Genomic DNA, 12,968 nt, shown 5'->3' on the forward strand with positions numbered 1-12,968 from the left:
GTTGCAACAGCGAAACAATCGACGCCCGGTTCGGCGCGGCTATTTCCTGCCACGCGCCGCCGGCAGCCCGAGCCACGCGTCGCGGTGCGCATGTGCCGCGGCGGGCTTCGGCTGCGCGGTCAGCTTGTAGCGCGCGACTTCCGGGCCGTCGAGCTTGAGCCGCGCGACGCGCAGTTCGTCGCGCCGGAACGCGTGAATCTCGACCTTGTCGCCGGCCCGATAACGCGCGAGCAGCGCATCGAGATTCGAGCCCGTCACGCGCAGTCCGTCGAGCGCGACGAGCGCATCGCCCGCCGACAGCCCCGCGCGATGCGCGGCGCCGCCTTCGTAGACGGCCGCGAGCGTGCATTCCGCGCCGCCTCGCGTGCGTGCGCCGAGCGTCGGCTTCGGCGGCGCGCCGGCCGAACCGTTCGCGCCCGTGTCGGGCGCGAGCGTCACGCCGAACGGCTCGAAAAGCGCGGCGAGCGGCAGATCGCGCGTGCCGGACACCGCATCGTCGAACAGCCGGCCGAGGTCGACGCCCGTCGCTTCGGCGATCAGCGCCTTCACGTCGTCCTCGCCGACGCCGTGCGGCTTGCCGTGATAGAAGTCGCGCCCGAAGCGCTGCCACAGGAGTCGCATCACGTCGTCGAGCGACTTGCGATGGCGGGTCTGCGCGCGGATCGCCAGATCGAACGCGAGCGCGACGAGCGAGCCCTTCGTGTAGTAACTGACGATCGCGTTCGTCGCGTTCTCGTCCTGCCGGTAGTACTTGATCCACGCATCGAACGAGCTTTCGGCGACGCTCTGCCTGAGCCGGCCGGCGCCGCGCTGCACGCCGCCGATCGTGCGGCCGAGCATCGCGAAATAGTCGTCCTGCGAAATGAGGCCGCTGCGCGCGAGCATCAGGTCATCGTAGTACGACGTGACGCCCTCGAAGAGCCACAGCAGCGACGTATAGCGCTCGCGCGACAGGTCGTACGGCGCGAACGCGGCCGGCTTGATCCGCTTCACGTTCCACGTGTGGAAGTACTCGTGACTGCACAGGCCGAGATACGTGCGATAGCCTTCCGTCGTCTCCGGTCGCCCCTTCACCGGCAGATCGCTGCGATTGCAGATGAGCGCGGTCGACGCGCGGTGCTCGAGCCCGCCGTAGCCGTCGCTGACCGCCTGCGTCATGAACACGTAGCGCGACATCGGCGCGCGCTTCGTCTTCGGCTCGAAGAGCGCGATCTGCGCTTCGCACACGCGCTTCAGATCGGCCGCGAGCCGCTCGAGATCGAGCCCGACCACGCGGCCCGCGATCGCGACGTCGTGCGGCACGCCGTGCGCCTCGAACGTCGTCAGCGCGAATTCGCCCAGCGTGACCGGATGATCGATCAGCTCGTCGTAATTCTCCGCGCGGTACGCGCCGAAGCCGTAACGCTTCGTGCCGCGCGCCTCCGGCAGCGCGGTCGCGACGCGCCAGCGCCGATATGCATCGCCCGCCGGGCGCTCGATCGTCACCTCGCACGGCGCGTCTTCGCAGCCGACCGGCGAAAGAAATACGCTCGTGCCGTTGAAGAAGCCGCCCATGTCATCGAGATTCGCGGCACGCACCGACAGATCCCACGCGTAGACGTCGTAGCGCAGCGTGATCAATCCGGACGTCGGCGCGGCCTGCCAGGTCTGCTTGTCGGTCTTGTCGATCCGCAGCTTGCGGCCCACGTCGTTGAACGCGCGCAGCGTCACGATGTTGCGCGCGAACTCGCGCACCATGTAGCTGCCCGGTATCCAGACGGGCAGCGTGAAGCGCTGGCCCGCCGGATCAGGATCGGCGAGCGTGAGCGTCACGTCGAACAGGTGGGCGGCGGGGTCTTTCGGAACGATCGTGTAGCGAATCGGCTTCATCGTCGGAATCGGTCGGGGCTAGCGGAAACGGAAACGAATACGAAAAGAGGCGCCGGCCAAGCGCCGGCGCCTCCTTCGCGATGCAAGAAACGCCGCGTCACTTGACGCCGGCGAGCGCCTGATTCAGTTCATCGGCGGACACGGCGCCCGGCAAGCGGGTGCCGTCGGCGAGGAACACGGTCGGCGTGCCCGTCACGTTCATCCCGCGGCCGAGCGCGAGATTCTTGTCGAGCGCGGTCGTGTCGCAGCTCGCCGCGCTCGCAGGCGCGCGATGCTCGAGCATCCATGCCTGCCAGGTCTTCACGCGGTCGCCCGCGCACCAGATCGACTTCGACTTCACCGTCGAATCGGGCGACAGCACCGGATACAGGAACGTATAGACGGTCACGTTGTCGACCGACTGCAGCGTCGTCTCGAGCTTCTTGCAGTACGGGCAGTTCGGATCGGAGAACACCGCGATCTTGCGCGCGCCGTTGCCCTTCACGACCTTGATCGCGTTAGAAAGCGGCAGGCTCGCGAAATCGATCTTGTTGATCTCGGCGAGACGCTCGGCCGTGAGGTTCTTGTGCGTCTTCGTGTTGACGAGCTCGCCGAGCAGCACGTAGTCGCCCGACGCATCGCTATAGACGATCTGCGAGCCGAGGTTGACCTCGTACAAACCCGCGATCGGCGACTTCGTCACGCTCTTGATCGGAGCGTCGGCGCCGAGGCGAGACTGCAGTGCGACCTTCAGCTTGTCGGTGGTCTGATCGGCCTGCGCGGTGCAGCCGAGCGTCGCCGTCGCGGCGGCCAGCGCGAGCGTGGCGATACGAATCGTTTTTTTCATGCAAATCTTCCTTCAAAGCGTGCGTGCATCGCCACAGTGTACGACTGTGGCGGAGCAGTGTCGGACCGCCGTGCCGCGCGAAGGTTCGCCGGCCGCGGTCAGCCGAGCGCCGACGCGACCAGCCAGCGCTTGACGAGCGGCTGGCCGCCGACGAGCGCCATCCCCGTATTGCGCACGATGCGTGCGGCCGTGCCCGGCAGCGAAAAGACCCGCTGCAGGCCGTCGGTCGCGATCATCAGTGAGCGGATGTCCTCGCGCCGCGCGCGCTCGTAACGGCGCAGCAGCACGGTGTCGCCGAGATCGCGGAACGCTTCGCGGTGCGCAATCGTGTCCGCGAGCGCGGCGACGTCGCGCAGCCCGAGGTTCATCCCCTGGCCCGCGAGCGGGTGAATCAGGTGTGCGGCGTCGCCGACGAGCGCGACGCGCGGCGCGATCAGCCGGTCGACCGTCTGCAGCGCGAGCGGGAAGCCCTTCGCGGGCGTCACGCACTCGAGCGCGCCGAGGCGGCTCATCGTCACGCGCTCGACCTCGGCCGCGAGCTGCGCGGGATCGAGCGCGAGCAGCGCGTCGGCGTGCGCGGTGTGCGCGGACCAGACGAGCGACACGTGGCCGTCCGGCAGCGGCAGCAGCGCGACGATCTCGCCATCGCGGAACCACTGATACGCGGTCTCGCGATGCGGCAGCGACGCCTTGAAATTCGCGACCACGCCCGTCTGCCGATAATCGCGCCGCTCGACCTTCGAGCCGATCTGCGAGCGCACCCACGAATGCGCGCCGTCCGCGCCGACGACGAGATCGCATTCGATCACGTCGCCGTTCGCGAGCGCGAGCGTCGCGGCGTCAGGCTTCACGTCGAAGCCCTGCGCGCGCGCGTCGAACCATGTGAGATTCGGCTGGAAGCGCAACGCGGCGTCGAGCGCGCATTCGATCAGCGACGATTCGCCGATCCATGCGAGCTGCGGCACCGCCGACTGGAACGCGGAGAAGTGAAGCTCGGCGTGCGCGTCGCCGTACACGCGCATGTCGTAGACGGGCGCGAGCCGGCTGTGGTCGAGCGCCTGCCACACGCGCAGCCGCTCGAGGAGCGCCTGCGAGCTCGCCGACAGCGCGTAGATGCGCGAATCGAATGCGAGATCGGCGGGACGCGGGGCGGCCGGCTGCGCGAGCAGCGCGGTCTTGTGGCCCGCCTGCGTCAGCGCGAGTGCGGCCGTCTTGCCGACGAGGCCGCCGCCGACGACGGCGACGTCGAAGGTCTGATGGTAGGCAGTCATGGCGGGCATTATAGCCGGGCGAAGCAGGTCGCTTCGCTCAGGGAATTTGCGGTAAATCAGGGCACGCGACACGGCAACGCACGCATCGGACCGGTTTCGCCGCGCTAGTCGAACGCGGGTTTCCACGTAACCGCGCATCCCGCGCGCCGACGCGATCGCATCGCCCGCCAGCGGCGATGTAACCGGCGCTCGCCCGCCGCCGCACGCGACCGGGACCGCCCGTTACGCGCCACACGTTTCCTTACAAACGCACACCGCTTGTCATGCGCACGGCCGCTACAGTGAGCCGACGCAACAACAGGAACAGGAGATGTCGATGAAACGGATCGCGGCTCTCGCCGCCCTCGCGGTCGTGCTGGGCAGCGTGCTCGCAGGATGCATCGTGGTGCCGGAAGGCGGCGGCTACTATCACCATCGCGACTATTACTATCGGTATTGATGTGCGGATCGGCGTCTCGCCGCGTGCGACACGCGACACGCGGCGCGAGCGCCGACGCCGGGCCCGACCGGGCCGAGCCGAGCCGAGCCAAGCCGAGCCGATGCACGATCGCAAACGCGCACCCGTCGACGAAAACGGCGGCTCGATCGAGCGACTTCCTTCAGCCTTCCCTCACTCGCCATCCGACCGCACGGACGGTCGCCACGCCCCGCAGCCGTCGCTGCGCCCGCGCGCAAGCCCCGGGCACTCGCCGCAAAGTGCGTTCCACCCCACCGAACGGTTGTCTGATTCCGCTCATCGCGTGCTATCGTTTCAATGACGACGCGACCAATCTGCAGGCGTCGGAAAAACAGGTCTCAACCACCATCGCGAGCACGGCCATGAGCGACCTGCGCCACCATCTCAATCAACAGGACCGAGTGGAGCTGCTCTGCTGGCTCGCCGTCGGAAATCTCGGCGCCTTTTACCTGAACGAGAGCTGGCCAGGTGCAGCCTTTCAGGTCCAGTCCGCGCACAAATGGCTCGACCGGCATGCGCGCGAGGCCGATTGGCTGACGCTCGCGAAGCTGTCGCTCATCGCGCTCGACATCGCGAAGAAGCACGCGGATTTCGTCAACGCGCAGTGGGCGCGCGACGCAGTTGAGGAAATCATCGATACCGACGATCTGAACTACGATGCGCGCCTCGCGCAGCTCGTGCTGAACGACTGCCGCACGGCGCTCGTCGATCGGCGGACCGCCGACTGATTCGCCCGCTGCCCTCGCGGGGCGGCGCGGACGAAGGACGATCGACGCCGGCGCGCACCGCACCGCCGCCTGAAGGCGCCGGCCGTCTTCCCGCGGAATGCGATTCCGCCCGCGCTTGTCACGTGATACGCGCTTCGCCGTGCGCAGCGACATCGCTCACATCGAGTCGGCTGCGAGCCCGCGCTGCCCGGACATCGGCCGGCGGCCCGCGCGCGGCGACGCCGCTCGAGCCGCCGGTTGCCTTGGCGCGCCGTCGAACGAGTTACAATTGCCTCTTTTGGTGGCAGCGCACGTCCCGCTTGCGCTCGAGCGTCCGAACGGACGCTCCTGCCCGGCCCCGATGTGGCCCAAAAGGCGCGCGGACGAACGCCCCGCGCCGTGCACGATGCGCTCCACATCACGCACAACCCATTGAATCCCGAAGGAATCCATGAGCCTCAAATGCGGCATCGTCGGCTTGCCCAACGTCGGCAAGTCCACCCTGTTCAACGCGCTGACGAAGGCCGGCATCGCCGCCGAGAACTACCCGTTCTGCACCATCGAGCCGAACGTCGGCGTCGTCGAAGTGCCTGACGCGCGCCTGAAAGCGCTCGCCGACATCATCAAGCCCGAGCGCGTCGTGCCCGCCGTCGTCGAGTTCGTCGACATCGCGGGCCTCGTCGCCGGCGCGAGCAAGGGCGAGGGCCTCGGCAACCAGTTCCTCGCGAACATCCGCGAAACCGACGCGATCACCCACGTCGTGCGCTGCTTCGAGGACGAAAACGTCATCCACGTCGCCGGCAAGGTGAGCCCGCTCGACGACATCGAAGTCATCAACACCGAACTCGCGCTCGCCGACCTCGGCACTGTCGAGAAGGCGCTCGCCCGCTATTCGAAGGCGGCGAAATCGGGCAACGACAAGGAAGCGGCGAAGCTCGTCGCGGTGCTCGAGAAGGCGCGCGCGCATCTCGACCAGGGCAAGGCCGTGCGCGGCCTCGATCTGTCCGACGACGAGAAGGCGCTCATCAAGCCGTTCTGCCTGATCACCGCGAAGCCGGCAATGTACGTGGCGAACGTGAAGGACGACGGCTTCGCGAACAACCCACACCTCGACGCGGTCCGCCAGTACGCGGACGCCGAGAAGTCGCCGGTCGTCGCAGTATGCGCGGCGATCGAGGCGGAGATCGCCGATCTCGACGACGCCGACAAGGAAGCGTTCCTCGCCGACATGGGCATGGAAGAGCCGGGCCTCGACCGCGTAATCCGCGCGGGCTTCAAGCTGCTCGGCCTGCAGACGTACTTCACCGCGGGTGTGAAGGAAGTGCGCGCGTGGACGATCCACATCGGCGATACCGCACCGCAGGCGGCGGGCGTGATCCATACGGATTTCGAGCGCGGCTTCATCCGCGCGCAGACGATCGCCTACCACGACTTCATCGCGTACAAGGGCGAGCAAGGCGCGAAGGAAGCTGGCAAGATGCGCGCGGAAGGCAAGGAGTACATCGTGCATGACGGCGACGTGATGAACTTCCTGTTCAACGTCTAGCCGTACCGCAGGCTCGGCGGTCGCAAGCGGCGGCGGATCGCTCGCCGCTCGCGACCGCCGGGTCGTTTCGATTTCGCGCGAGTCACGCCGAACGCGAAATCCTCGCGCGTCGCCACCGCTTTCCGATTCGATCGAAGAGACGCTCGCTGGCCCTGGCGATCCCGCCCGTCCTCTCCCCGAAGCCTCCTTCAGAGCCCCCTCGGGCGTCCCCTCTTCTCCGCGCTTCAAAAACCGCCGGCTCATGACATGTCATGCCGGCCTGGCTCGGCCGCACGCCGCTCGCGGCAACGCGCCCCCGGCTCCGATCAATCTCCTCTTTTCAGCGAGCATGTCGAATCCATACGCGCTGCAGCCGAAGCAAGCCTTCTGGCGTCCCGCGGTCGAAGACGTCAATCCAATGAACGCTCGACTTGCATTCGGCGCGGCGTGTCTCGCCGCACTTCGCCAGACTCCGCGTATCGAACCGAATGCGATCGGCCCGGCGGCAACGCGCCGCCGCCGGGCCGATGTCCCGTCACCGCAGGTTCGCGGACACCCGAGGCTGCGTGGACGCCGACGCCCCGGCGCCGCGCGCGCGCCGATTCATCCACGACGCCGCGACGATGCCGAGCGCAAGCACCGCGGTCGCGGCGATTTCCATCCGGTGATCCTCACGCAGCAGCATCACGACGAGCACGCCGCAAATGAACAGAATCACCGCCCACGTGAGCCATGGGAAGCACCACATCCGCAGCGGCAGGCGCTCGCCGGTCGCGTCGAGCGTCGAGCGCATTCGCAGTTGCGAAATCGCGATCACGAGATAGACGAGCAGCGCGATCGCGCCCGACGTCGCGAGCAGGAAGCCGAACACCTGCTCCGGCATCACGTAGTTCGCGATCACGGTCAGGAAGCCGAATGCGGTCGACGCAAGCACGGCCGCGCGCGGCGTGCCGCTCGCGTCGGTGCGACGCAGGAACGCGGGCGCGTCGCCGCGCGTCGACAGCGAGAAGATCATCCGCGACGCCGTATAGAGCGCCGAATTCAGGCAGCTCGCGACCGATACGAGCACGATCACGTCGATGATCGCCTTCGCGTGCGGCACGCCGATCAGCTCCATCGCGCGCTGATACGAGCCGTGCGCGGGCAAGAGCGCGTCGTTCCACGGCACCAGCGCCGCGACGACGAAGATCGAACCGAGATAGAACAGCGAGATCCGCCAGATCACCGAGTTCGTCGCGCGAACGATCTGGCGCTCCGGCTGCTCGGACTCGGCGGCGGCAATCGTAACGATCTCGGTGCCGACAAACGAGAACATCGTCGTCAGCATCGCGGCGAGCACCGCACCGATCCCGTTCGGCATGAAGCCGCCCGCGTTCACGAGCCGCGCGGCGCCCGACACGCTCGAACCAGGCAGCAGGCCGACGATCGCCGCGCCGCCGAGCGCGAGGAACACGACGATCGCGACCACCTTGATGAGCGCGAACCAGAATTCGAACTCGCCATAGTTCTTGACCGAGAAGAGGTTCGTCACGGTGAGCACCGACGTGATGCCGAGCGCGAAGATCCATGTCGCGACGCCGGGGAACCATGCGTTGAGGATCGTCGCCGCTGCCGTCGCCTCGATCGGAATCACGAGCACCCAGAACCACCAGTAGAGCCAGCCGATCGTGAAGCCCGCCCAATGGCCGATCGCGCGATCGGCATAGGTCGAGAACGAACCGCTGTCCGGCTGCGCGACCGCCATCTCGCCGAGCATCCGCATCACGAGCACGACGAGCAGGCCGGCAATCGCGTATGCGATCAGCGCGGCCGGCCCGGCTTCCGCAATCGCGTGCCCCGAGCCGACGAACAGCCCGGCGCCGATCACGCCTGCAATCGACAGCATCGTGACGTGACGCTGCTTCAGGCCGGTTCCCAGGCCTGTCTGACTTCCTTTCATGTCTCCCTCCAAGTAAACGGTTCCGGTATGACCGGGCATCGTGTGAAGGCGGCGCGGGGCTTTTTTGTTATCGAACCGTGCTCGTCGCGACGTGCGTCGCGCGTCGGCCGGACATCGCGCCTGCGGTCGCCCGGGCGGATGCGCCGCGCAGATCCGCGCAACTGCGTTTGCGATGCGCCGCGCATGCGGCGGCGCATCGCGGCGCCCCTGCCGTCGGCATCATGGTCGGCCGCCTCCGAAGCGAAGCAGTGTAAGCATCAAACGGTTCGCGACTAAGAACCAATCGGTGAATTTCGATAGAACCAATTGCCGTATCGATGAAGACGCGAGCGATGCACGGTCCGGCCGACGCTGTCGCACGGGCCCGCGAAGCCGCTCGAAAAAAACGGCCGGAGGCCCACGCACGGCGCTTCGTGAAGCAAGCGTAGCGACGAAAAACGCGCGTCGACAGACAAATCACGGCGTGCCGCCCATCGTCTCGTCGCGCCATTTCGCGGGCACGATCGCCTGCCATTCGCGCAGGAGCAGCGCCCTCACAGTGTCCGGATGCGCGGCCGACAGGCGCACCAGCACGATCGGCCACCCGACGTAGTGATCGGTCACGTAGAACACGTCGGGAGCCGATTCGATCAGCCATGCGCGCTCGTCCGGGCCGACGCCCTTGACGACGAGCGTATCGCCGTCCTCGCGCAATCGCGCGAGCAGCTTGCCCTTCACCTTGAGCGCCGGCGTGCCGTACGACGTGCCGTCCTCGACGCCGCGCCACGCGAGCGCGATCTGCCTGACTTCGTCGAAATTCACGGCGCCTCCCCGGACGTCCACCCTGGATTCATTGTTCGGCCACCCTATCCGAAATCGCGCCGACCGCCTATACGCTCGGCGCACGGCCGTCGCGCTTTCCGTCTATCGCGTCTCCTTTCCGCACCGCAACGGCCGCGCCTGCAGCGCCGCCTTGATCGCGGCCATCCCGCGCGGCGAATCCGCGAGCACCGCGTCGACCCCGAGACACGCGGCCACGCGGTAATCGTCCGCGTCGTTCACCGCGATCGCGAGAATGCGGGCGTTCGCGCGCTGCTTGAAGCACGCGACGGTCGCAGGCGTCCACAATGTTGCCTCGACCTTCGACACGCCCTCGCCGAGCGTGAAGCGCTCGCTCACCGTCAAATTCCGACGCATCTCGAAGCCAGCCCACACGGGCGCATCGGGCGCGCGTTCGCACGCACCGCCGAGCAGCACGTTCACGAGCCGCCCTCGCGTCGCATCGCGCGACTCGAAGAGCCGCGCCTGCGGGTACGGCGCAAACGCGGCCTGATACGCCGCGTCGGTCGAATAAATCGTCACGCGCGGCCACGCGGACTCGCTCGCCAGCACATCCGCGACCGCCTTCGCCTGCGGCCCGGCCGGCAGCGCCTTCATGTCGAGCACGACCGGCATCGCGGGCGGAATCGCACGCAACGCGTCGCGCAGCGTCGGAATGCCGACCGGGCGGACGCGATACGGATACTGTCCGCTCGCGTCCCGAAAATTCCAGCCCGCGTTCATCTGCGCGAGCTGCGCCGCTGCATACCGGGCGACCGGGCCGCTCGACTGCGTCAGCGCCGACAGATCGGCGGGCCGGTACAACACCGGCACGCCGTCGCGGCTCAACTGGACGGTCAGCCAGATCGCGTCAGCACGATTCGCGACCGCCTCGCGAATCGCCTCGAGCGTGTTCTCCGGCGCGTCGCCCGTTCCGCCGCGGTGCGCGACGACGAGCGGCAGCGTCACGGGCGCTTCGCCGACCGGCCCGCCGCCCGCGCACGCGGCCAGGCCGAGCGCGGCGCCGGCAAGCGCCGCCCGCAGTCGCGTCCGGTCAATCTGTCGATTCATGGGTCCGCTTCCTCCATCGAAACATGTCTCATCTCTTGATTTGACGATGCGCAGCGGATTTTCTTCAGCGCTTCGCTGCAGTTAAGATGCCATCCTGCCGCCAGGCCAAACCGACAACGACAATCGAGAGAGACCATGCTACTTCCGCTGTCCCGCGCGGCGCGGCGCATCGCCGTCACGCTCGCCCTCGCGACGCTCCCGCTCGCGCCCGCATTCGCCTACGCGCCGACCCCGCCCGCCATCGGCGGCGAAGCCGACCTCGACCGCCACGACACATACCGGAACCGCGACGGAGAAAGCGTGCACGCGCCCGCGCATTCGAAATCGGGCCGCGTCCCCGAAGGCGCGACGGCCCGCTGCCGCGACGGCGCGTACAGCTTCAGCCGACATCGACGCGGCACGTGCTCGGGGCACGGCGGCGTCGCCGCCTGGCTGTGACGCGCCGTCGGAACGGCACGGGCGCCGAAGCAACGTTGCAGTTGCGGCGTTTCGTTTCGAGCGACGGCGAACCGGCGCGGCAGTCAGGCGGTCGGACAATGTCGCCGCACGCCCGAAACGCATTCGCCGCCTGTCCGGCGCGCTCCCGCACCACGCCGAAGTACAATGGCGGTTCGCGCCGCGCAGCCGCGGCGCCGCCACCGGCACGCGCCGCGGCCGCTTCCACGAACCGAATCGCACACGTCGCCGCCGTCGGCCGCCAGCCGGCGCGCGGCTGCGTGAACTTTCACTCTTTCATTCACGCAGATGGCCCAATACGTTTTCACGATGAACCGGGTCGGCAAGATCGTGCCGCCCAAGCGCCAGATCCTGAAGGACATCTCGCTGTCGTTTTTTCCCGGCGCGAAGATCGGCGTGCTCGGTCTGAACGGCTCGGGCAAGTCGACGCTGATCCGCATCATGGCGGGCGTCGACAAGGACATCGAAGGCGAAGCGACGCCGATGCCGAACCTGAACATCGGCTACCTGCCGCAGGAGCCGCAGCTCGATCCGCAGAAAACGGTGCGCGAAGCCGTCGAGGAAGGTCTCGGCGACCTGTTCCAGGCCAACAAGAAGCTTGAAGAAATCTACGCGGCGTATGCCGAGCCGGACGCCGACTTCGACGCCCTCGCCGCCGAGCAGGCGAAGTACGAAGCGATCCTCGCTTCGAGTGACGGCGGCAGCCCCGAGCAACAGCTCGAAGTGGCCGCCGACGCGCTGCGCCTGCCGTCGTGGGACGCGAAGATCGAGCACCTGTCCGGCGGCGAAAAGCGCCGCGTCGCGCTGTGCAAGCTGCTGCTCGAGAAGCCCGACATGCTGCTGCTCGACGAGCCGACCAACCACCTCGACGCCGAATCGGTCGACTGGCTCGAGCAGTTCCTGGTGCGCTTCCCGGGCACCGTCGTCGCGGTCACGCACGATCGCTACTTCCTCGACAACGCGGCCGAGTGGATTCTCGAACTCGACCGCGGCCACGGCATTCCGTGGAAGGGCAACTACAGCAGCTGGCTCGACCAGAAGGAAGAGCGCCTGAAGCAGGAAGAAGCGTCGGAATCGGCGCGCCAGAAGGCGATCAAGAAGGAACTGGAGTGGGTGCGCCAGAACCCGAAGGGCCGCCAGGCGAAGTCGAAGGCGCGTATCGCGCGCTTCGAGGAACTGAACAGCCAGGAATACCAGAAGCGCAACGAGACGCAGGAAATCTTCATCCCGGTCGGCGACCGCCTCGGCAATGAAGTGATCGAGTTCAAGAACGTCAGCAAGGCGTACGGCGATCGCCTGCTGATCGACAACCTGAACTTCAAGATTCCGGCGGGCGCGATCGTCGGCATCATCGGGCCGAACGGCGCGGGCAAGTCGACGCTGTTCCGGATGCTGACGGGCAAGGAGCAGCCGGACTCGGGCGAGATCGTGCAGGGTCCGACGGTGAAGCTCGCGTACGTCGACCAGAGCCGCGACGCGCTCGACGGCAGCAAGACCGTGTTCGAAGAGATCTCGGGCGGCGCGGACGTGCTGACGGTCGGCAAGTACGAGACGCCGTCGCGCGCGTACATCGGCCGCTTCAATTTCAAGGGCGGCGACCAGCAGAAGAACGTCGGCAACCTGTCGGGCGGCGAGCGCGGCCGCCTGCATCTCGCGAAGACGCTGATCGCGGGCGGCAACGTGCTGCTGCTCGACGAGCCGTCGAACGATCTCGACGTCGAAACGCTGCGTGCGCTCGAAGACGCGCTGCTCGAATTCGCGGGCTCGGTGATGGTGATCTCGCACGACCGCTGGTTCCTCGACCGGATCGCGACGCACATCCTCGCGTTCGAAGGCGATTCGCAGGCCGTGTTCTTCGACGGCAACTACCAGGAGTACGAAGCCGACAAACGCGCGCGCCTCGGCGAGGAAGCGGCGAAGCCGAAGCGTCTGCGCTACAAGCCGATCAGCCGGTAACGGCCGGCCGCGGATTCGTTCGTCGTTCGTCGTTCGTCGTTCGTCGTTCGTCGTTCGTCGTTCGTCGTTCGCCGTTCGCCGTTCGTCGTTCGC

General features: G+C 67.5%; 11 protein-coding genes. 5 read left to right on the plus strand and 6 right to left on the minus strand.

Annotated elements, in window-relative coordinates; genetic code table 11:
• Window positions 1-39: 39 nt before the first annotated feature.
• The 3 genes from WS69_RS06495 to WS69_RS06505 form a co-directional block, all read right to left on the minus strand.
• The gene (locus WS69_RS06495; protein WP_059469983.1) at window positions 40-1,869 is read right to left on the minus strand and encodes a M61 family metallopeptidase; all 1,830 of its coding nucleotides are present in this window, start codon (window positions 1,867-1,869) and stop codon (window positions 40-42) included.
• A 97-nt stretch (window positions 1,870-1,966) separates the two neighbouring features.
• On the minus strand, window positions 1,967-2,695 hold the full coding sequence (locus WS69_RS06500) for a DsbC family protein (protein ID WP_059469984.1): 729 nt from the start codon (window positions 2,693-2,695) through the stop codon (window positions 1,967-1,969).
• A gap of 98 nt (window positions 2,696-2,793) precedes the next feature.
• Complete coding sequence (locus WS69_RS06505; protein ID WP_059469985.1) at window positions 2,794-3,975, minus strand: UbiH/UbiF family hydroxylase; 1,182 nt, start codon at window positions 3,973-3,975, stop codon at window positions 2,794-2,796.
• A 307-nt stretch (window positions 3,976-4,282) separates the two neighbouring features.
• Between WS69_RS06505 and WS69_RS35250 the strand changes: the two genes are divergently transcribed.
• The 3 genes from WS69_RS35250 to ychF all read left to right on the plus strand — a co-directional run bounded on the left by WS69_RS35250 (window position 4,283) and on the right by ychF (window position 6,676).
• Window positions 4,283-4,405, plus strand: a complete 123-nt coding sequence (locus WS69_RS35250; RefSeq protein WP_081464153.1) for a hypothetical protein — start codon at window positions 4,283-4,285, stop codon at window positions 4,403-4,405.
• Window positions 4,406-4,785: 380 nt separating this feature from the next.
• Window positions 4,786-5,151, plus strand: a complete 366-nt coding sequence (locus tag WS69_RS06510) for a hypothetical protein (RefSeq protein WP_059469986.1) — start codon at window positions 4,786-4,788, stop codon at window positions 5,149-5,151.
• Between the two features lie 430 nt (window positions 5,152-5,581).
• Window positions 5,582-6,676, plus strand: coding sequence for a redox-regulated ATPase YchF (gene ychF / locus WS69_RS06515; RefSeq protein ID WP_059469987.1), 1,095 nt, complete (start codon window positions 5,582-5,584; stop codon window positions 6,674-6,676).
• A 514-nt stretch (window positions 6,677-7,190) separates the two neighbouring features.
• Here ychF and gabP read toward each other — a convergent pair.
• The 3 genes from gabP to WS69_RS06530 form a co-directional block, all read right to left on the minus strand.
• On the minus strand, window positions 7,191-8,594 hold the full coding sequence (gene gabP / locus WS69_RS06520; RefSeq protein ID WP_059469988.1) for a GABA permease: 1,404 nt from the start codon (window positions 8,592-8,594) through the stop codon (window positions 7,191-7,193).
• A gap of 456 nt (window positions 8,595-9,050) precedes the next feature.
• The gene (locus WS69_RS06525) at window positions 9,051-9,395 is read right to left on the minus strand and encodes an MmcQ/YjbR family DNA-binding protein (protein ID WP_059469989.1); all 345 of its coding nucleotides are present in this window, start codon (window positions 9,393-9,395) and stop codon (window positions 9,051-9,053) included.
• Between the two features lie 102 nt (window positions 9,396-9,497).
• Window positions 9,498-10,463 (minus strand): glycerophosphodiester phosphodiesterase family protein, encoded by a 966-nt coding sequence (locus tag WS69_RS06530; protein WP_059469990.1) that lies wholly within the window; start codon window positions 10,461-10,463, stop codon window positions 9,498-9,500.
• 135 nt (window positions 10,464-10,598) lie between these two features.
• Between WS69_RS06530 and WS69_RS06535 the strand changes: the two genes are divergently transcribed.
• Together WS69_RS06535 and ettA are read left to right on the plus strand one after the other, a co-directional pair.
• The gene (locus WS69_RS06535) at window positions 10,599-10,901 is read left to right on the plus strand and encodes a DUF3761 domain-containing protein (protein WP_059469991.1); all 303 of its coding nucleotides are present in this window, start codon (window positions 10,599-10,601) and stop codon (window positions 10,899-10,901) included.
• Between the two features lie 306 nt (window positions 10,902-11,207).
• Window positions 11,208-12,875: an energy-dependent translational throttle protein EttA gene (ettA, locus tag WS69_RS06540; RefSeq protein WP_059469992.1), complete on the plus strand. Its 1,668-nt coding sequence runs from the start codon at window positions 11,208-11,210 to the stop codon at window positions 12,873-12,875.
• Window positions 12,876-12,968 lie beyond the last annotated feature (93 nt).

It is taken from the genome of Burkholderia sp. BDU5, from assembly GCF_001522845.1.
In the GTDB taxonomy this organism is placed as follows: domain Bacteria; phylum Pseudomonadota; class Gammaproteobacteria; order Burkholderiales; family Burkholderiaceae; genus Burkholderia; species Burkholderia mayonis.